This window comes from Rhodococcus sp. Leaf278, assembly GCF_001426085.1.
Classification (GTDB): Bacteria; Actinomycetota; Actinomycetes; order Mycobacteriales; family Mycobacteriaceae; genus Rhodococcoides.
In genome coordinates this window covers 18,391-35,795 of sequence record NZ_LMRR01000018.1, presented here as the reverse complement: position 1 = coordinate 35,795, position 17,405 = coordinate 18,391, and the positions used below count along the sequence as shown (strand labels likewise).

Genomic DNA, 17,405 nt, shown 5'->3' with positions numbered 1-17,405 from the left:
TTGAATCCACTCACTTTCGGTTGCCGCGGTAGGCCAGTTCGATTCGTGCCGGGTAGGGAATGTGGGGGAGCGTGAAGATGTGCGCCACCGACGTCCAAGGCTCGAGTCGGACGAAATTGGTGTGGCCCCAGTCGTAGTGAACGCCACTCACTTCGTCCTTGATGGTGAGGGTGTCCTGCCAATCGTGGCCCAGGGCAGGCATGTCCAGGTGGATGGTGCCTTCCTCGGCTCCGAAGGGGTTGAGGTTGATCACCACCAGAATCGAGTCACCGGTCTGCGGGTCGAACTTCGAGTACCCGATCAGCGCTTCGTTGTCGATGTTGTGGAAATGGATGTTGCGAAGCTGCTGCAGCGCCGGATGCGCACGGCGAATCGCGTTCAGTGTGGTGATCCAGGGCTCGAGCGACTCGCCTCGGGCGAGCGCCCCCTCGAAATCGCGCGGACGCAACTGGTACTTCTCCGAGTCCAGGTACTCCTCGCTGCCTTCACGCACGGCCTGATGCTCGAACAGCTCGTAGCCGGAGTAGACGCCCCACGTGGGAGCCATCGTCGCCGCGAGAGCTGCCCGCAGAGCGAACATTCCGGGCCCACCGTGCTGCAGGCTCTCGTGCAGGATGTCCGGGGTGTTGACGAACAGGTTCGGCCGCGCGTCGTCGGCGCGGCGGGCATGTTCCTCGGCGAACTCTGTCAGCTCCCACTTCGCGGTACGCCAGGTGAAGTACGTGTACGACTGGGTGAAACCGCGCTGGGCCAATCCGTACATGCGGACCGGTCTGGTGAACGCCTCCGCGAGGAAGAGCACGTCCGGGTCGGTCTTCTTGACCTCGGCGATGAGCCATTCCCAGAAGTCCGGTGGCTTGGTGTGCGGGTTGTCCACTCGGAAGACCTTGACCCCCAGCGAGATCCAGTACCGGACCACGCGTAGTACTTCTTCGTAGATGCCGCGCCGGTCGTTGTCGAAGTTGACCGGGTAGATGTCCTGGTACTTCTTGGGAGGGTTCTCGGCGTATGCGATCGTGCCGTCGGGCAACACGGTGAACCACTCGGAATGCGTTGCTGCCCAAGGGTGATCGGGAGCGGCCTGCAGGGCGAGGTCGAGCGCTACTTCGAGGCCGTGCTCCTGTGCGGCAGCGACGAAGGCACGGAAATCGTCCTCTGTTCCCAACTCGGGATGGATGGCGTCGTGCCCGCCGTCCTTGGATCCGATCGCCCACGGTGACCCGACGTCCTCGGGGCCCGGAGTCAACGTGTTGTTCGGACCCTTGCGGTTGATCGTGCCGATCGGGTGTATCGGCGGCAGATAGACGATGTCGAATCCCATCCGCGCGACTCGAGGGAGCTGCTCGATGGACGTGGCGAATGTGCCGTGCTTCGGCGATCCGTCCTCGTTCCACCCGCCGGTCGATCGAGGGAAGAACTCGTACCATGCGCCGTTCAGAGCCAGATTCCGATCGACCCAGATGTTGACCGCGCGTGAGCGGGTCACCAGCTCGCGCAACGGGTGCGCGAACAGCAGTTCGGCGACCGATGGCGCGAACGCCGACGACACTCGGGCCGGCAACGGGCGGTCGGTATCGCGCAGCGCGGCGGCGACGTCGGCCAGCATCTGCCTGTTCTCGGCAGGAACCCCGGTGGCGGCGCGCAGGAACAGCCGTGCTCCGATCTCCAGATCGTTCGCAAGTTCGTGCGCGCTCTGACCCACTCCGAGCTTGGCTTCCACGGCATGCCGCCAGGTGCTGATCGGATCGCTCCACGCCTCGATGCGGCAAATCCAGTAACCCGGCCGAGAAGGGACGAACACCGCGTCGAACGTGTCGGGTTCGCGACCCGGCGTCATCGGGATGCGTTCGAGCTTGCCTCCCGGTCCGCGCACCGACAACGTCGCGGCAACCGCGTCGTGACCCTCGCGCCACACGTCGGCGGAGACTGGAAAGGTCTCGCCCACCACGGCTTTCGCGGGGTACTTTCCGGTCGTCGTATCTGGAAGGACATTGTCGATACCAAGTCGACCTGTCACTTCACACTCCATTCTTCGCTAGAGGTATGGCTGCGCGGGCGCAACCTCTGATCGAACCGATATTGGTGTGCTTCTACTCGTCAACCGTAATGCAGCAGCGCAGATGGCGCGTGCGCCGACGCATACTGCCCACGAAGAGCGTGGCAGCTCGGATTTCGCCGAGCCGCCCATCGACACAGGTGTCCGTGGGTAGGGTTCGGTCCTGTGAAAGCCTTGCGTCGATTCACCGTCCGAGCCCACCTTCCCGCCCGTCTGAATGCCCTCGCCGAGCTCTCGACAAACCTCAGGTGGTCGTGGCACACGGCGACGCAGGATCTGTTCGAGAACGTGGACCCACTGCTGTGGACCGAACTCGAACGTGATCCCATCGCCGTGCTCGGAGCGGTGGCACCGGCCCGACTGGAGGAGCTGGCCGCCGACGAGCGGTTTCTGACCGAACTGGACGCGGTCGAGGCGGACTTGCACGACTACCTCGCCCGGCCGCTCTGGTATCAGAACGAGCTGTCGAAGGGGCGGGCTCTGCCGTCGGGCATCGGTTATTTCTCAATGGAGTTCGGCGTCACCGAAGTGCTGCCGAACTATTCCGGAGGGCTCGGGATCCTGGCCGGTGACCACCTCAAAGAGGCCTCCGACCTGGGTCTGCCGTTGATCGGCGTCGGTCTGCTCTATCGCTCGGGCTACTTCCGGCAGTCGCTGACGGCCGACGGCTGGCAGGCCGAGCGCTATCCGTCCCTCGATCCCCATGGTCTGCCGCTGCGGTTGCTCACCGACGACGGCGATTCTCCGGTGCTGATCCACGTGTCGATGCCCGGATCACGCGTTCTGCGAGCACGGGTGTGGATCGCTCAGGTCGGACGCGTCCCTCTGCTGTTGCTCGACTCCGACATCGCCGACAACGATCCGGAGCTGCGCGGAGTGACCGACCGGTTGTACGGCGGCGATCAGGACCACCGCATCAAGCAGGAGATCCTCGCCGGCATCGGCGGAGTACGAGCGATCCGGGCATACACCCGCGCACATGGACTGCCCGATCCCGAGGTGTTCCACATGAACGAGGGCCACGCGGGCTTCCTCGGCGTCGAACGCATCCGGGAGCTCGTCACCACGGGTGCACTCGACTTCGACTCGGCGCTGGCCGCCGTGCGGGCGGGGACCGTCTTCACCACCCACACCCCGGTGCCGGCAGGAATCGACCGATTCCCCGCCGATCTCGTTCGGCACTATTTCGGCAGCGAGGATGGCGGCCCGGATTCTGCATTGCTGCCAGGACTGCCGATGGACCGAATTCTCGCCCTCGGCGGCGAGACCGATGCCTCGGTGTTCAACATGGCGCACATGGGACTGCGACTCGGTCAACGCGCCAACGGGGTGTCGAAACTGCACGGCATCGTCAGTCGCGAGATGTTCAACGGTCTGTGGCCTGGATTCGATGCGTCCGAGGTGCCGATCGGTTCGGTCACGAACGGCGTGCATGCTCCGACGTGGTCCGCTCGGGAATGGGCACAGGAGGGGGAGCTGTCCTCGGAGCGCGTGTGGTCCACTCGTAACGCTCTGCGTGCGCAGTTGGTGGACGAAGTACGCCGCCGCGTGCGGCGGTCGGCCCTCGAACGCGGTTCCACGCAAGCCGAGATCAGTTGGACCGCAAATGTTTTCGATCCGAACGTGCTGACCGTCGGTTTCGCTCGACGGGTACCGACGTACAAGCGGCTGACGCTGATGCTGCGCGAACCCGAACGACTGCGGGCAATGTTGTTGGATCCGGAACGACCGGTCCAACTGGTGGTCGCAGGCAAGTCGCATCCCGCCGACGACGGTGGAAAGGCGCTCATTCAGCAGATCGTGAAGTTCGCGGATGAAGCCGACGTGCGGCACCGCATCGTGTTCCTGCCCGACTACGACATGTCCATGGCGCGCTTCCTGTACTGGGGATGCGATGTGTGGCTGAACAATCCGCTGCGACCGCTCGAAGCGTGCGGCACCTCGGGCATGAAATCCGCACTCAACGGCGGCCTCAACCTCTCGATCCGCGATGGCTGGTGGGACGAGATGTACGACGGCGAGAACGGCTGGGCCATCCCCACGGCCGACGGTGTCACCGACGACAATCGACGGGACGATCTCGAAGCAGCTGCTCTGTACGAGTTGCTGGAACAGGCTGTACTACCCAAGTTCTACGACCGCGGCGAGGACGGCGTGCCCGGTCGATGGATCGAAATGGTGCGGCACACCCTCGAGCAGCTGGGCCCGAAAGTGCTGGCGTCGAGGATGGTTCAGGACTACACGCTCGGCTACTACGCGCCGGCTGCCGAGTCCGCTCGCGCGGTGTCGGCCGACGGCCACCGCGGTGCCACGGACGTCGCGTCGTACCGCCGTCGCGTCGAAAAGGCTTGGGGCGGCGTGAAAGTCGGCAGAGTCGACAGTGAAGGTTTGCCGGACACTCCGGTGATCGGTGCGGAACTGTCGCTGCGCGCGAACGTCGACCTCGGCGGCTTGGATTCGGCGGACGTCGTGGTGCAGGCGGTGGTCGGTCGCGCCGATGACGAGGAGAACCTCACCGACATCGCGGCGACGCCCATGACACACGTGGGTACGGAGGGTGGCGAGCACATTTATGCCGGCGAGACCACGCTGCCGCACAGCGGCGCAGTGGGGTACACCGTGCGGGTGCTGCCGCACCACGATGGGCTGGCGTCGGATGCCGAGCTCGGATTGGTGTCGACTCCCTAGCAGGATCGACGCTACTTTCCTGCCAGACGGGTGAGCGCCTTGCGCACCACCTCCGGGTCCGAGGTCTCCCAGAACGGAGGCAAGGAGGCCCGGAGGTAACCGCCGTAGCGAGCAGTGGCCAGACGTGAATCGAGAACGGCGACAACGCCTTTGTCGTCCACGCTGCGGAGCAGACGGCCCACGCCCTGCGCGAGCAGCAGGGCGGCATGGTTGGCGGCGACGGCGAGAAACCCGTTGCCCCCGCGGGATTCGACGGCCTGTTGGCGCGCTACGAGCAGCGGATCGTCGGGTCGGGGAAACGGAATCCGATCCAGAATGACCAGACTGAGCGAGGGGCCCGGCACGTCGACTCCCTGCCACAGCGACAACGTCCCGAACAGGGAGGTGGCCTCGTCGTCGGCGAACTTCTGCACCAGTGCCCCGGTGGAATCGTCGCCCTGACACAGAATCGGCGTGTCGAGACGCTCGCGCATCTCCTCCGCGGCGGCCTTGGCGGCACGCATCGACGAGAAGAGTCCGAGCGTTCGGCCCCCGGCGGCGCTGACCAGAGACTCGATTTCGTCGAGATACGACTTGGAGAGGCCGTCGCGTCCGGGCGGTGAGAGGTGCTTGGCGATGTACATGATGCCGGCGCGGGCGTGGTCGAACGGCGACCCGACGTCGAGCGAATTCCAGCGGATCGACCCGGTATCGGACGGCGGTTCCACTCCCGAGGCCATCGCGGTGTCGCTGCGGGACGGCGTTTCGGCAGGCAGGCCCCAGTTGACGGCCAACCCGTCGAAAGACCCGCCGACGGTCAAGGTCGCCGACGTCAGCACCACGGTGGATTCGGCGAAGAGTCGCGCCCGCAGTAGCCCACCGACCGAGAGCGGGGCGATGCGAACCGTGCGCTTGACGTTGCCGCGGAAATCGTCGACGGCGTGCCAGACGACGTCCCGGCGCTTGGCCGGATCGGGTTCGTCGAAGGCCGTGAGAACACGCACGGCGCTGTCGTGCACCTCGTCGACCGCAACGAGAGCGGCGCTGCGAGCCGCAGCAGCCTCGGGATCACTCGCCGCCATCCCCTGCTTGTTGGGGCCGATCGCGGTGCGTACCGCCCAGGCGGCGTCGCGAATGGAGGCGAGGGCAGGACCCACGCCGTCGGGCAGCGATTGCCAGCGGCTCGGGGGTAGCTCGTCGAGAATCGCGGCCCAGTTCTCGGCTGCACCTTCGAGTTGGTCCACCGTGTCTTCTTCGATCAACTTCGCACTCCGCCGAGCGGCAGCGGTGACGGTTGCCGCCGACAGCTCCTCTGTCGCAACGCCCGTCACTCGATCGACCAGTTCGTGAGCCTCGTCGACGACCACGACGTCGTGCTCGGGCAGGATCTGGATGCCCGTGATCGCGTCGATCGCGAGCAGGGCGTGGTTGGTCACGACGACGTCGACCTGGGCGGCCTCGGTGCGGGCGCGCTCGGCGAAGCAGTCCTCGCCGACAGGGCAACGGGACTTGCCCAGGCATTCGCGCGCCGTGACGCTGACCTGACGCCAGGCCTGATCACTGACTCCGGGCACCACGTCGTCGCGGTCACCCGTCTCGGTCTCGGACGACCACTTGGTCAGCCGCACCACCTCGCGGCCCATACGCGAGACCGCGAACGGGTCGAACAACTCCGCATCCGGTGCTTCCTGCGCGGCACCGGTATGGATCTTGTTCATGCACAGGTAGTTGTTGCGACCCTTGAGGATCGCGAACTTCGGTCGTCGCCCCAGAGCCTCGGTCAGCGCGTCGGACAGACGAGGTAGGTCGCGGTCGACCAGCTGCCGCTGCAGCGCGATGGTGGCGGTGGAGACGATGACGGTCTTTCCGGATTCGACCGCGTGCCTGATGCTCGGGACCAGATAGGCGAGGGACTTTCCGGTCCCGGTGCCGGCCTGCACCGCGAGATGCTCACCGGTGTCGATCGAGTGCGCCACCGCCGAGGCCATCGTGAGCTGGTTGCTCCGTTCCTTGCCGCCCAGTGAGTGCACCGCGACCTGCAGTAGAGCGGGAACGGTGGGCAACTCGGTCTTCGACGGCACCGAAGAAGACTACTGCCGATTGCCCACCGGGTTCGGCATCGACACCGCCCCTAGCCTTCGACGAAGCGGGTGGGTATCGCCGGTTCGCCCTGAGACAACTTCAGGCCCTCCCACGGGAGGCTGACCAGGCGCCCGGCCAATAGTTCACGGCCGTCGGACAACGTCGGCAAGCCGGGGACGCGCTCGCCGCCGCGGACCAACGGCGTGGTCAACGTCTCCACCGTCATGTCGTCGTCGAAGGTCGGAGGAGAGTCGAACGGGTGCACAACCTCCTCGACGGCGGTGCCGGTGCTGCGAGCCGTTCGCACCGCGGCCTTGGTTCCCCCACGCGATTCCTTGTGGCTGCTGCGCTTGGCGACGGGGATGCCGTCGACCGTGACCAGCTTGTAGACCATGCCCGCCGTCGGGGCTCCGGAACCGGTGACCAGCGACGTGCCGACACCGTAGGAGTCGACCGGTTCGGCCCGCAGCGCGGCGATGGCGTACTCGTCGAGGTCACCGGACACGACGACCCTGGTCTTCGGCGCACCCAGAGCGTCCAGCTGATCGCGAACCTGTCGCGCAAGTACTCCGAGGTCGCCGGAGTCGATGCGCACCCCACCGAGTTCGGGCCCGGCCACCTCGATGGCGTTGGCGACGCCCTGGGTGATGTCGTAGGTGTCGACGAGCAGTGTCGTTCCCACCCCGAGTGCTCGGACCTGCGCGGCAAAGGCTGCCTTCTCGTCGGGGCCGTCGGCTGTGGTGTGCAGCAGGGTGAACGCGTGAGCCGACGTGCCTGCACCGGGAACGCCGTGCCGGCGGACGGCTTCCAGGTTGGACGTCGCGGTGAACCCGGCGAGGTACGCCGCCCGCGATGCGGCGACGGCCGCTTCCTCGTGGGTTCGGCGCGATCCCATCTCGATGATCGGCCTGGACTTCGCGGAGGCCACCATTCGTGCCGCCGCCGATGCGATCGCACTGTCGTGATTGAGGATGGACAGCACCAGGGTCTCGAGGACGACACACTCGGCGAAGGTTCCGCGGACCGTCAGTACGGGGGAGCCGGGAAAGTACAGCTCCCCTTCGCGGTAGCCGTCGATATCGCCGGTGAATCGGTAGTTGCGCAGCCACTCGACGGTGTCGGCGTCGAGAAATTCTGCGACGATGCGTAGCTCGTCCGGGCCGAAACGAAAGCGCGCGACGGCGTCGAGGATGCGGCCGGTGCCCGCGACCACTCCGTATCGGCGGCCGGCGGGCAGCCTTCGTGCGAAGACCTCGAAGCTGCAGGCACGATCTGCGTTACCGCTGGCCAGAGCAGCCGACAGCATCGTGTACTCGTACTGATCGGTCAGCAGCGCGGTACTGACGTCGTCGGTGAAAATCGCGTGATCTGTGGTCGCGTCGTTGCTCACCACGCCCACACTACGAGCGCAGGGGCGAGCGTGTGACGCTGGCCCGACACGCCGTACCCTATGGGACATGCCTTGGTTGACGGTGGATGGAACGCTTCTGCCCGTGGACGGCGTCTCGGCAGGTGACGTTGTCGCCGCGTCACCGCAAGCGGTCCCGGAGCAGACCGAGGCCGTGGCCGCCGACGAGTCACACGACACTCCATGGGTCACGATCGTGTGGGACGACCCGGTGAACCTGATGCACTACGTGACCTACGTGTTCCAGAAGCTGTTCGGTTACAGCAAGGCCAAGGCCACCGAGCTGATGATGCAGGTGCACTCCGAGGGCAAAGCCGTCGTGTCGAGCGGCGAGCGCGACGCGATGGAAAACGATGTTCGACGCCTGCATGCGGCCGGTCTGTGGGCCACGATGCAGCAGGACAAGTAGTTCTCTACCTCTACTTCAGAGAAGGACATCAGCAACAGTGCGCACGTGGACGAGACGGAACTCGCTGTCCGGAGTCAAGATCAAATCCGAGATCGACGCGCGTGAGGCGGCGGTGCTTCGCTCTCTCGTCGGCTCGGTACTGGGACTGCTGCGCGACCGATCCGCCGCCGCACCCACCGACGAGCTGGCCGCGCTGACCGGTCTGCGTACCGGCCACAACACTCCGCCCGACGATGCCGCGCTGGCACGGCTGCTTCCGGACTTCCACCGCGCCGATCCCAGCCGCGACGAGCAGGATCCGACGGACCTCAACGGCGCTCTGCGTGGTCTCCACGAGCCCGAGATCATCGACGAGAAGTTGGCGGCCGGATCGATGATTCTGTCCACCCTTCCCGAAGCCGGTGGCAAGATCGTGCTGACCCAGGAGCAAGCGGATGCATGGTTGACCGGCCTCAACGACGTGAGGCTGGCGCTCGGCACGACGCTGGGGATCAGTGCGGACACACCTGACGTTCTCGACGAGGGTGATCCTCGCGCTCCGCATCTCGATGTGTACCACTGGCTGACCTGGATGCAGGATTCGCTCGTACAGGTCCTCATTCCCTAGGACGCGCGTGTGACCGCAGCCTTCTCCAACCCCGGACCGCGGGACTCCTTGACCGACGTGGCCGGTCTGCTGGTCGGCCACCACCACGAACTCGACGACGACGCCGCGATGGGGTCCGGTTCGGCCACCGGCTGCACCGTGGTGCGTGCCCTCGGTGGTGCAACGGCGGCCGTAGACGTGCGGGGCGGCGGACCGGGAACGCGCGAGACCGATCTGCTCGATCCGAGCCATTCCGTGCAGCACGTCAACGCGATCCTGCTGACTGCGGGAAGTGCGTACGGGTTGGCTGCCGCAGACGGCGTCATGCAATGGCTGGAAGAGCACGGTCAGGGCATTCCGATGGGCAGTCCTGATCACGTCGTTCCGATCGTGCCGGCCGCGGTGATCTTCGATCTTCCGGTCGGTGAGTGGACGGCGCGTCCGACGGCGGAGTTCGGCTATCTTGCTTCGGCCGCAGCGGCGGCCGAATTCGCGACGGGATCGGTCGGAGCAGGAGTCGGTGCTCGCGCCGGAGTGCTCAAGGGCGGTGTGGGCACCGCGAGCACAGTCATCGAAGGCGGTCCGGCCGACGGGGTGACGGTTGCGGCGTTGATGGTCGCCAATCCGGTGGGTGCGGTGTTCGACCCCCGCACCGGATCGTTATGGGGCACCGGCACACTGGGGCCCGCAGCGTTCGGCATGCGCACGCCCGACGTGAACGAGGTGTGGACCGCGCTGGCGCTCGAACCCAAGGGCACTGCCCTGAACACCACGATCGGGGTTGTCGCCACCGATGCTGCGTTGTCCACGGCGTCGTGCAAGAGGATTGCCGTCGCGGGTCACGACGGTCTTGCTCGGGCCATCCGGCCCGCCCACTCGCCCCTCGACGGCGACACGATCTTTGCCCTGTCCACCGGCACCAGAGCCGTCACTACGGAGTCCTCGGTCCCCGCCGCGTTCTCGGCGGAGCTGCCGGTGCTCGCGGCGGTCACCGAGGCGGCGGCGATCGTCGTCGAGCGGGCCATCGTGCGTGCGTTGCTCGACGCCACCTCGGTGGCGGGCATTCCCACCTACCGCCAGATCTTCCCGTCGGCGTTCGCTGCGTCGCGCACCTGAGGGCCGGTCTCGACCCGTCCCTGACCGGTACCGTGGAGGGACCGAATCCGGAGGCGATCATGAGCGAGATCAGTAACCGTCCAGCCCAGCGTGAGCGGCCGGTCTGGATGCGGGCCGCCATCCTGGTGGGAGCATTCACCGTGCTGCTGTGGGTCATCGAGTTCATCGATGTGGCCAGTGGGTCCAGGCTCGAACGCAACGGAATTCAGGCCCGCTCGGTCGAGGGGTTGTGGGGCATTCTGTTCGCGCCCGTGCTGCACGACGACTGGCAGCACCTGATTGCGAACTCTGTGCCGATCCTCGTACTCGGGTTTCTGGTGTTGCTCTCCGGGCTGGCGCGCGGTCTGGCCGCAACCGGGATCATCTGGGTGGTCGGCGGCTTCGGTACCTGGCTCACCGCTGGTTCGTACACGAACACGATCGGCGCGTCGATCCTGATCTTCGGGTTCATCGCATACCTGTTGGTGCGCGGCTTCTTCACGCGCAAGCTCGGGCAACTCGCTATCGGTGTGGTGGTGTTCGTGCTGTACGGCAGTGCGTTGTGGGGCGTGCTCCCGAGTGATCCGAACATCTCGTGGCAGGGCCATCTGTTCGGTGCGGTGGGCGGAGTGATTGCGGCTCGACTGTTGTCGGCCGATGCGCGAGCCGAGAGGGCGCGCGCGAAATCGCTCGATCGGCTCACTCCCTAGGTGCGAGGTAACTGCAGACACACCTGTGGTCACCGGTGAATTTCGCCGACTCGCGCTGTGAATACTGCCCGAACGTTTCTGGTGATGCGCTCGGCGTGGCAGCATGGCGTGCATGCGAATTACCGTCCTGGGATGTTCGGGCAGTGTGTCCGGACCCGATTCACCCGCGTCGGGCTACTTGTTGGAAGAAGAGGAGACCGCTCCGGTCGTTCTCGACTTCGGTCCCGGCATTCTCGGGGCGTTGCAGCGTTACGCCGACCCGGGAGATGTGAGCGTTCTGCTCTCGCATCTGCACGCCGATCACTGCCTCGATGTGCCGGGTCTGCTGGTGTGGCGTCGCTACCATCCGAATCCGCCGGACGGTCGAGCGATCGTCTACGGCCCCAAGGACACCGCGTTCCGCCTCGGGGTTGCCTCGGCCGAGTGCGGTGGGCAGATCGACGACATGTCCGACACGATCGACCTGCGACGCTGGGTGGACGGTCGCACCGTGGAGTTCGGCAAGCTGTCGATTCTGACGCGGCAGGTGTTCCATCCGCCGGAGTCGTACGGCATGCGGATCACCACCGCGGAAGGCCGCACCTTCACGTACAGCGGCGACACAGGAATGTGTCAGGCGGTGCGGGATCTGGCACACGAAGCCGATGTGTTCCTGTGCGAGGCATCGTGGACCGACAGTCCCGAACGGCCGGAGGGCGTGCACCTGTCCGGAACCGAGGCAGGCCGAATCGCTCGTGAGGCCGGGGTCGGGGAATTGCTGCTCACCCACATTCCGCCGTGGACGTCTCGCGAGGACGTCATCGCCGAGGCCAAAGCGGAGTTCAGTGGACCGGTGCACGCCGTTCTTCCGGGGGACGTATTCACCGTCTGAGGACGCGCTAGGCTTCGAGTCGTGTCCAGACGAGAAGACGGCAGGGCGGACGACGAGCTCCGCAACATCAAGATCACCCGTGGATTCACCAGCCATCCAGCAGGTTCGGTGCTGGTCGAATTCGGCAACACCAGGGTGATGTGCACGGCCAGCGTCGAGGAGGGCGTGCCGCGTTGGCGAAAGGGATCCGGCCTCGGTTGGCTCACCGCCGAATACGCGATGCTTCCGGCGGCAACGCATACCCGCAACGGCCGTGAGTCCGTCAAGGGCAAGGTCGGCGGGCGCACCCAGGAAATCTCTCGCCTGGTGGGACGTTCACTGCGTGCCTGCATCGATCTGGCCGCCATCGGTGAGAACACCATCGCACTCGACTGCGATGTACTCCAGGCGGACGGCGGCACTCGAACTGCTGCCGTCACCGGAGCGTTCGTGGCGCTCAACGACGCCGTCACCTACCTGCGGGCAGCGGGACGCCTTGCCGATCCGCAGCCGATCTCGTGCATGATCGCCGCGGTCAGCGTCGGCGTCGTCGACGGACGGGTACGTCTCGATCTGCCGTACGAAGAGGACTCGCGCGCCGAGGTCGACATGAACGTGGTCGCCACCGACACCGGCACCTTGGTGGAGATCCAGGGCACCGGAGAAGGCGCGACCTTCCCACGCACCACACTCGACAAGTTGCTCGACTCCGCATTCGTCGGCATCGAGAAGTTGTTCGAGGTTCAGAAGGAAGCACTGGCGCTGCCGTACCCGGGCGATCTGCCCGAACCGGCTACCGCGGGATCGAAGAAGAAGTTCGGTGCCTGATTCCAAGCTCCTGGTCGCGAGTCGCAACGCCAAGAAGCTGCGTGAATTGCGGCGGGTGCTCGACGCCGCCGGCCTCGCCGGCATCGAATTGATCGGTCTCGACGAGGTGCCGCCGTTCCCCGAGGCACCCGAGACCGGTGCGACCTTCGAGGACAACGCGCTGGCCAAGGCTCGCGACGGAGCCGCGGCAACTGGATTGCCTTGTGTTGCAGACGATTCCGGAATCGAGATCGATGCCTTGAATGCGATGCCCGGGGTGCTCTCGGCTCGCTGGTCCGGTACCCACGGGCAGGACGAGGCCAACACCGCGCTGGTGCTGGCACAGTTGACGGACACGCCCGACGAGCGCCGTGGGGCGGCATTCGTGTCGGCGTGCGCGTTGGTGGTGCCGGGTGGAGCCGAAACCGTGGTCCGCGGAGAATGGCGGGGAGTCGTTGGACGAGAGCCGTTGGGCGAGAACGGATTCGGCTACGACCCGATCTTCGTTCCCGAGGGCGACGGCCGTAGTGCCGCGCAACTGAGCCCGGACGAGAAGGACGCAGCCTCGCATCGTGGCCGCGCGCTACGCAAGCTCGTTCCCGCACTCGAAGAACTGACGGGGCGGTAGGTCGTGCGGGCGCGCGCAGTGCTGGGGCGTACGGCGGTCGCGCTCGCTGCCGCCGCGGTGTTTCTGACGGGAATCCCGGCCTCGGCCACGCCTACGGCAGGCTCGTTTGCCGAGGCTCTCGCATATTCGATCGCACACCCCGGAGCGACGCCTGCCGGCGCGAACGACTACTCGTGCGTCCCCAGTGCCCAGCACCCGGAACCGGTGGTGCTGGTGCACGGCTTCCTGGAGAACTCGTACGACAACTGGGCATCTTTGTCGCCGAAATTGGCCGATGCCGGCTACTGCGTGTTTGCGATCGACTACGGCAACACCGGGCCGGTACGCGCGTTCGGAGCGCTCGGGTCCATCCCCGAGAGTGCTGCGGAACTGTCGACCTTCGTCGATTCAGTCCTCGCGGCGACAGGAGCCGAAAAGGTGTCCATCGTCGGCCACTCGAAGGGAGGCACGGTGCCCCGCTACTACGCACGCTTCCTCGGCGGGGATGCCGCGGTGGCTCGGATAGTCGCATTGTCCCCACCGAACTATCCGACTGCGGGCCCGCCGGTGCAGGACGACGTGCTGCAGAGACTGAACGAGGGGAGCGACACCGTCTCGGGAATCGCGTACACGACGATCGTCACCCGCTACGACCAGATCGTCGTTCCGTACACCGCGTCGCTACTGACCGGCGCGGGAAACACGAACATCGTGCTGCAGGACGTGTGCCCGGCGAACGTCGTCGAGCACACGGGAATTTCCTACGATCCGCTCGCCCAGCAGTTGGTGCACAACGCACTGGATCCGGAGAACGCGCAGCCGATCGGCTGCTGACGTCACACGGCGAAGTCGGCTTTGACCTGCTTGGTGCGCTTGTGTTCGATGTAGAACGACAGGAATGGGACGGTGCCGGCGAGCAGTGTTCCGATGGTGCGGCCGGCAGGCCAGCGCACCTTGATCGCGAGGTCGATCGTGAGGATCAGGTACACGAGGTAGACCCAACCGTGTACGACGGCAATCCAGTTCGGCACGTTCTCGACCTTGAATACGTACTTCGCGACCATTTCGGTCACGAGGACCAGCAACCAGATGCCGGTGGCGTAGGCCAGAACGCGATAACGCAACAGCGCGGACGCGATCTTCTGAGTCTTGTTCGCAGACGCCTGCGCCTTTTCCGGTGCCGAACTCACGTGGTGCTCCTGTCGGTCCCGCGGGATTCGTTCAGCTCCGCGAGGTAGCTGTTGTACTCGAGTAGTTGCCGAGCCTCGGGATCGTCGAGGTCGCTGGAGTCTGCCGCCGGGGCATGACGTTGGGGAAGCAGGTCCAGGGGCACTTCGGTGGGACCGTCGGGACGCGCAGCCGCGGCTTCGTCCGGATCTTCGTCTTCGAGACGAACGAACTTGCGGTAGGCGTAGACCACGAACGCTGCGAACAACGGCCATTGGAACGCGTACCCGAGATTCTGGCCGTTGCCGCCGACGGCCTCGAAGCGCTCCCACTGCCACCATCCGAGGCCGAGGCAGACGGCCGCTGCCACCACGACCAGTGCGATCAACGCAGGTCGACGGTTCGGGCGGGAGGAGGTCACGCTTCGACGGTACCGGAGGTACTACTACCGGAGGTAGTCGCGTGGTGCACGTTCGCGGTGATTCGCGCCATGAGCGGCCCTGGTCTCTCTACGATCGTCGTCGACTCGCCCGCGCCGCCGCGAGTCGGTCTGCACCTGGGCCGGTGACGTCGGCGAGTGCGCTGCTGCGTCCGGTCAGAACCAGTGCCATCGTGCCCGCCGACCCTTCGATGATCGGGCCGTCGCCGCGGGTCCAGTCGAGATCGGTTGCGCGCCACTGCAGTCGAAGCTCAGGTCCTTTGAACGGTGCCGCACCGGTCGCGGGCACCAGGAAATCGAGCATCGTGATCATGCGGTGGTCGGGAACGTGGTGCTCGATGCCCAGCGGCCGACACATGTCCAGTCCGTGCACGATGACGTCGGACAGGGGAGCCATCGGCCCGTGTCCCGGCGGGGTGAATTTCTTGTCCGCGTGCGCTGTGAGGAGCTCGGGTAGTTCGTCGCCGTGCTTGCGCCTCACACGCTGGGTCATCAGTTGATTGGCCCGGTCGAAGTTGCCCCGGGTACGTGCCATCGCGAGGCCGAATTGCCAGAGCGGGACGATCAACGGGACCACCAGGTGGGCGGCGACGTCGCGCACGGTCCAGGCGTCGCACAGCGACGGGGTGTCCCATTGTTCCGGGGTGAAGGTCTCGAGAGTGCGCGCGATGGAGCGTCGTTCGTCGGAAATCTCGGCGAAGATTGCGTCGTTGTCGAGATCGCTGGACATACGAGCCACCTTCACGCGTCGGAACCTGGGAGTCTGGGGAGAAGCCGGGTCGAACGACCGTTGTGCGCGAGGGGGGACTTGAACCCCCACGTCCTGAGACACTGGAACCTAAATCCAGCGCGTCTGCCAATTCCGCCACTCGCGCGTGCCGGTGAAGTCTACAACCGATGCTCCGGTGCGTGCGACGCGGTTCTTCGAGCCGGGTCGACGTCCGATTAGGCTCGGCGGGTGGCGAAGAAGGAAAACTCGTTCGACCCAGGGCGGATCCTCGAGTTGCTGTGGCGAGTGGGGGCGAAGCCGAGCCGGACAGGGCTGAGCGTGGACGCGATCGTCGGTGCCGCGATCGAACTGGCCGATGGACACGGACTCGAGTACGTGTCGATGCGCAACGTGGCCGAACATCTCGGTGTCGGTGCGATGTCGCTCTATACCCACGTTCCCGGTCGCGAGGAGCTGGCCGATCTGATGATCGACGAATCTCTCGCCGGTCTCTATTCACATGTCGACGAGCCGTCCTCCGTCCCCGGCGGGTGGCGTCCTGCGCTGCGGTTCGTAGCCGAGCGCAATTGGCTTCTGTATCAACGTCATTCGTGGCTGCTCGACGCGGAGGGCGCGCGGCCGGTGTTGGGTCCGCACACCAACGACAAGTACGAGGCCGAGTTGCGGACCTTGGTCGATACGGGCCTGAGTGATGTCGAGATCGACTCCGTCCTCACCCTCGTACTCACACACGTCTCCGGTACCGCGCGTGCCCTCGCCGGCGTCGCGCGGGTGAGAGAACAGTCGGGAATGACCGACGCCCAATGGTGGTCGGCCACTGCGCCGATCATCGAACGGGTGATGGACCGTGAGCGTTTTCCGGTGTCGTCTCGGGTCGGAACGGCCGCGGCGGCGTCGTACGACGCCGCCAGCGACCCGGTGCACGCCTACCGGTTCGGGTTGGAGTGCATTCTCGACGGCGTGGAGGCGCTGATGTCTCGCGGTCAGCCCGCCGATCGCAGCCCCGCTTCGGATTGACGCTGCTTCGCCCGGCGTGATGTGTGCTGATATCGCCACAGGGCATGCTCGAGTGAGGCGAGTTCGGTGCCGAGTGCGTTCGCCGCCGCGGTCAGGATCACCGGGGAGCGTTCTTCGGCAATTCCAGCAGCCAGGTTCTGGTGGAGGGGCTCGAGAGCGTCGGCGACGAACGAGTTCAGATGTCCGGTCGCCTTGTCGGTGCGCACCCCGAGATGCAGAAGCATGCATTCCCAGGTGGTCTCGCCGAGACCCGGGATCGCGCGGAAAGCGTCGAACTGTTCCTTCGTGTGCTGCTCGAAGTCAGTCGAACAGCTCAACCCCACCGAGATCAACGTGTGCGCCGCCACGGCTGCGGCCGCCGCCTTCGTTCGACTGTTGCCCGGAACGAACTGACGGTTGGACAGAATTTCGACGAGTTCATCCGGATCCGAAGTCAGTTCTGCGAGTGTTGTCAAGTCGTCGAGTCGGTTATCGCCACGGTGCGATCGCCAGCGCGCGATGACTGCGCGGACCCCGGTGGTCGGTCCGCCGTACGGGGCGCGGGCGGAGAAGATCGCATCGAGTAGCGCGACCTCGCTCTCACCCCGCCATCCGGGTGTCCAGTGCGGTGAACGTGATTGTGACGCAAACGATTCGATGTGCAGTAACACTGCGTCGAGTTCGCTCGGCGTGCAGATGTCTGTTACCGATGAGTACATGAATTCCCCCCGAATTCTGTCGACCACCCTCGAGAGTGGTGGTTCGAGTGACGAAGCTAGAGGACGCCACCGACAGG

The 17,405-nt window shown here is 65.7% G+C and carries 17 protein-coding genes and 1 tRNA gene; 10 read left to right on the top strand and 8 right to left on the bottom strand.

Features of this window, described 5'->3' with window-relative positions; genetic code table 11:
- Positions 1-10 precede the first annotated feature (10 nt).
- The gene (locus ASG84_RS16495; RefSeq protein ID WP_057478129.1) at positions 11-2,017 is read right to left on the bottom strand and encodes an alpha-1,4-glucan--maltose-1-phosphate maltosyltransferase; all 2,007 of its coding nucleotides are present in this window, start codon (positions 2,015-2,017) and stop codon (positions 11-13) included.
- 204 nt (positions 2,018-2,221) lie between these two features.
- Between ASG84_RS16495 and glgP the strand changes: the two genes are divergently transcribed.
- Positions 2,222-4,744 (top strand): alpha-glucan family phosphorylase, encoded by a 2,523-nt coding sequence (gene glgP / locus ASG84_RS16490; protein WP_057478128.1) that lies wholly within the window; start codon positions 2,222-2,224, stop codon positions 4,742-4,744.
- 11 nt (positions 4,745-4,755) lie between these two features.
- Here the strand turns inward: glgP and ASG84_RS16485 are convergent, their stop codons facing one another.
- Both ASG84_RS16485 and ASG84_RS16480 read right to left on the bottom strand, forming a co-directional pair.
- Complete coding sequence (locus ASG84_RS16485) at positions 4,756-6,804, bottom strand: ATP-dependent DNA helicase (protein ID WP_057478127.1); 2,049 nt, start codon at positions 6,802-6,804, stop codon at positions 4,756-4,758.
- A gap of 50 nt (positions 6,805-6,854) precedes the next feature.
- Positions 6,855-8,111 carry a nicotinate phosphoribosyltransferase gene (locus ASG84_RS16480; protein WP_235581696.1) on the bottom strand — a complete coding sequence of 419 codons (1,257 nt, stop codon included), beginning with the start codon at positions 8,109-8,111 and terminating at the stop codon, positions 6,855-6,857.
- 151 nt (positions 8,112-8,262) lie between these two features.
- On the opposite strand from ASG84_RS16480, the gene clpS reads away from it, so the two are divergent.
- The 8 genes from clpS to ASG84_RS16440 all read left to right on the top strand — a co-directional run bounded on the left by clpS (position 8,263) and on the right by ASG84_RS16440 (position 14,111).
- Complete coding sequence (gene clpS, locus ASG84_RS16475; RefSeq protein WP_200936608.1) at positions 8,263-8,622, top strand: ATP-dependent Clp protease adapter ClpS; 360 nt, start codon at positions 8,263-8,265, stop codon at positions 8,620-8,622.
- Between the two features lie 37 nt (positions 8,623-8,659).
- Positions 8,660-9,229, top strand: coding sequence for an oxidative stress transcriptional regulator AosR (aosR, locus tag ASG84_RS16470; protein WP_057478125.1), 570 nt, complete (start codon positions 8,660-8,662; stop codon positions 9,227-9,229).
- 9 nt (positions 9,230-9,238) lie between these two features.
- A complete protein-coding gene (locus ASG84_RS16465) occupies positions 9,239-10,324 on the top strand; it encodes a P1 family peptidase (protein WP_057478124.1) in 1,086 nt (361 codons plus the stop codon).
- Positions 10,325-10,383: 59 nt separating this feature from the next.
- Entirely contained in the window at positions 10,384-11,013 is a 630-nt protein-coding gene (locus tag ASG84_RS16460; RefSeq protein ID WP_057478135.1) for a rhomboid family intramembrane serine protease, read from the top strand.
- Between the two features lie 112 nt (positions 11,014-11,125).
- Entirely contained in the window at positions 11,126-11,884 is a 759-nt protein-coding gene (locus ASG84_RS16455; RefSeq protein ID WP_200936607.1) for a cyclic nucleotide-degrading phosphodiesterase, read from the top strand.
- Positions 11,885-11,905: 21 nt separating this feature from the next.
- A complete protein-coding gene (rph, locus tag ASG84_RS16450) occupies positions 11,906-12,691 on the top strand; it encodes a ribonuclease PH (RefSeq protein ID WP_057478123.1) in 786 nt (261 codons plus the stop codon).
- The gene (rdgB, locus tag ASG84_RS16445; protein WP_057478122.1) at positions 12,684-13,298 is read left to right on the top strand and encodes an RdgB/HAM1 family non-canonical purine NTP pyrophosphatase; all 615 of its coding nucleotides are present in this window, start codon (positions 12,684-12,686) and stop codon (positions 13,296-13,298) included. The genes rph and rdgB overlap by 8 nt, the downstream gene beginning before the upstream one ends.
- A gap of 3 nt (positions 13,299-13,301) precedes the next feature.
- The gene (locus tag ASG84_RS16440) at positions 13,302-14,111 is read left to right on the top strand and encodes an esterase/lipase family protein (RefSeq protein WP_057478121.1); all 810 of its coding nucleotides are present in this window, start codon (positions 13,302-13,304) and stop codon (positions 14,109-14,111) included.
- Between the two features lie 2 nt (positions 14,112-14,113).
- Here the strand turns inward: ASG84_RS16440 and ASG84_RS16435 are convergent, their stop codons facing one another.
- The 4 genes from ASG84_RS16435 to ASG84_RS16420 form a co-directional block, all read right to left on the bottom strand.
- On the bottom strand, positions 14,114-14,467 hold the full coding sequence (locus ASG84_RS16435; RefSeq protein WP_057478120.1) for a DUF3817 domain-containing protein: 354 nt from the start codon (positions 14,465-14,467) through the stop codon (positions 14,114-14,116).
- Complete coding sequence (locus ASG84_RS16430) at positions 14,464-14,865, bottom strand: hypothetical protein (RefSeq protein WP_057478119.1); 402 nt, start codon at positions 14,863-14,865, stop codon at positions 14,464-14,466. The genes ASG84_RS16435 and ASG84_RS16430 overlap by 4 nt, the downstream gene beginning before the upstream one ends.
- Positions 14,866-14,953: 88 nt before the next feature.
- On the bottom strand, positions 14,954-15,613 hold the full coding sequence (locus ASG84_RS16425; RefSeq protein ID WP_057478133.1) for a maleylpyruvate isomerase family mycothiol-dependent enzyme: 660 nt from the start codon (positions 15,611-15,613) through the stop codon (positions 14,954-14,956).
- 63 nt (positions 15,614-15,676) lie between these two features.
- Positions 15,677-15,758: transfer RNA gene (locus ASG84_RS16420), tRNA-Leu, on the bottom strand.
- An 83-nt stretch (positions 15,759-15,841) separates the two neighbouring features.
- On the opposite strand from ASG84_RS16420, the gene ASG84_RS16415 reads away from it, so the two are divergent.
- Positions 15,842-16,630, top strand: coding sequence for a TetR/AcrR family transcriptional regulator (locus tag ASG84_RS16415; RefSeq protein WP_057478118.1), 789 nt, complete (start codon positions 15,842-15,844; stop codon positions 16,628-16,630).
- Here ASG84_RS16415 and ASG84_RS16410 read toward each other — a convergent pair.
- Positions 16,597-17,328: a hypothetical protein gene (locus tag ASG84_RS16410; RefSeq protein WP_156399559.1), complete on the bottom strand. Its 732-nt coding sequence runs from the start codon at positions 17,326-17,328 to the stop codon at positions 16,597-16,599. The two genes, ASG84_RS16415 and ASG84_RS16410, sit on opposite strands and share 34 nt — an antisense overlap.
- Positions 17,329-17,405 lie beyond the last annotated feature (77 nt).

Bases quoted from the DNA above. Each gene is read 5' to 3' on its own strand.
- ASG84_RS16460 (WP_057478135.1), top strand. From the start codon at position 10,384: ATGAGCGAGATCAGTAACCGTCCAGCCCAGCGTGAGCGGCCGGTCTGG.
- clpS (WP_200936608.1), top strand. From the start codon at position 8,263: ATGCCTTGGTTGACGGTGGATGGAACGCTTCTGCCCGTGGACGGCGTC.
- ASG84_RS16425 (WP_057478133.1), bottom strand. From the start codon at position 15,613: ATGTCCAGCGATCTCGACAACGACGCAATCTTCGCCGAGATTTCCGAC.
- ASG84_RS16410 (WP_156399559.1), bottom strand. From the start codon at position 17,328: ATGTACTCATCGGTAACAGACATCTGCACGCCGAGCGAACTCGACGCA.
- ASG84_RS16480 (WP_235581696.1), bottom strand. From the start codon at position 8,111: ATGCTGTCGGCTGCTCTGGCCAGCGGTAACGCAGATCGTGCCTGCAGC.
- ASG84_RS16455 (WP_200936607.1), top strand. From the start codon at position 11,126: ATGCGAATTACCGTCCTGGGATGTTCGGGCAGTGTGTCCGGACCCGAT.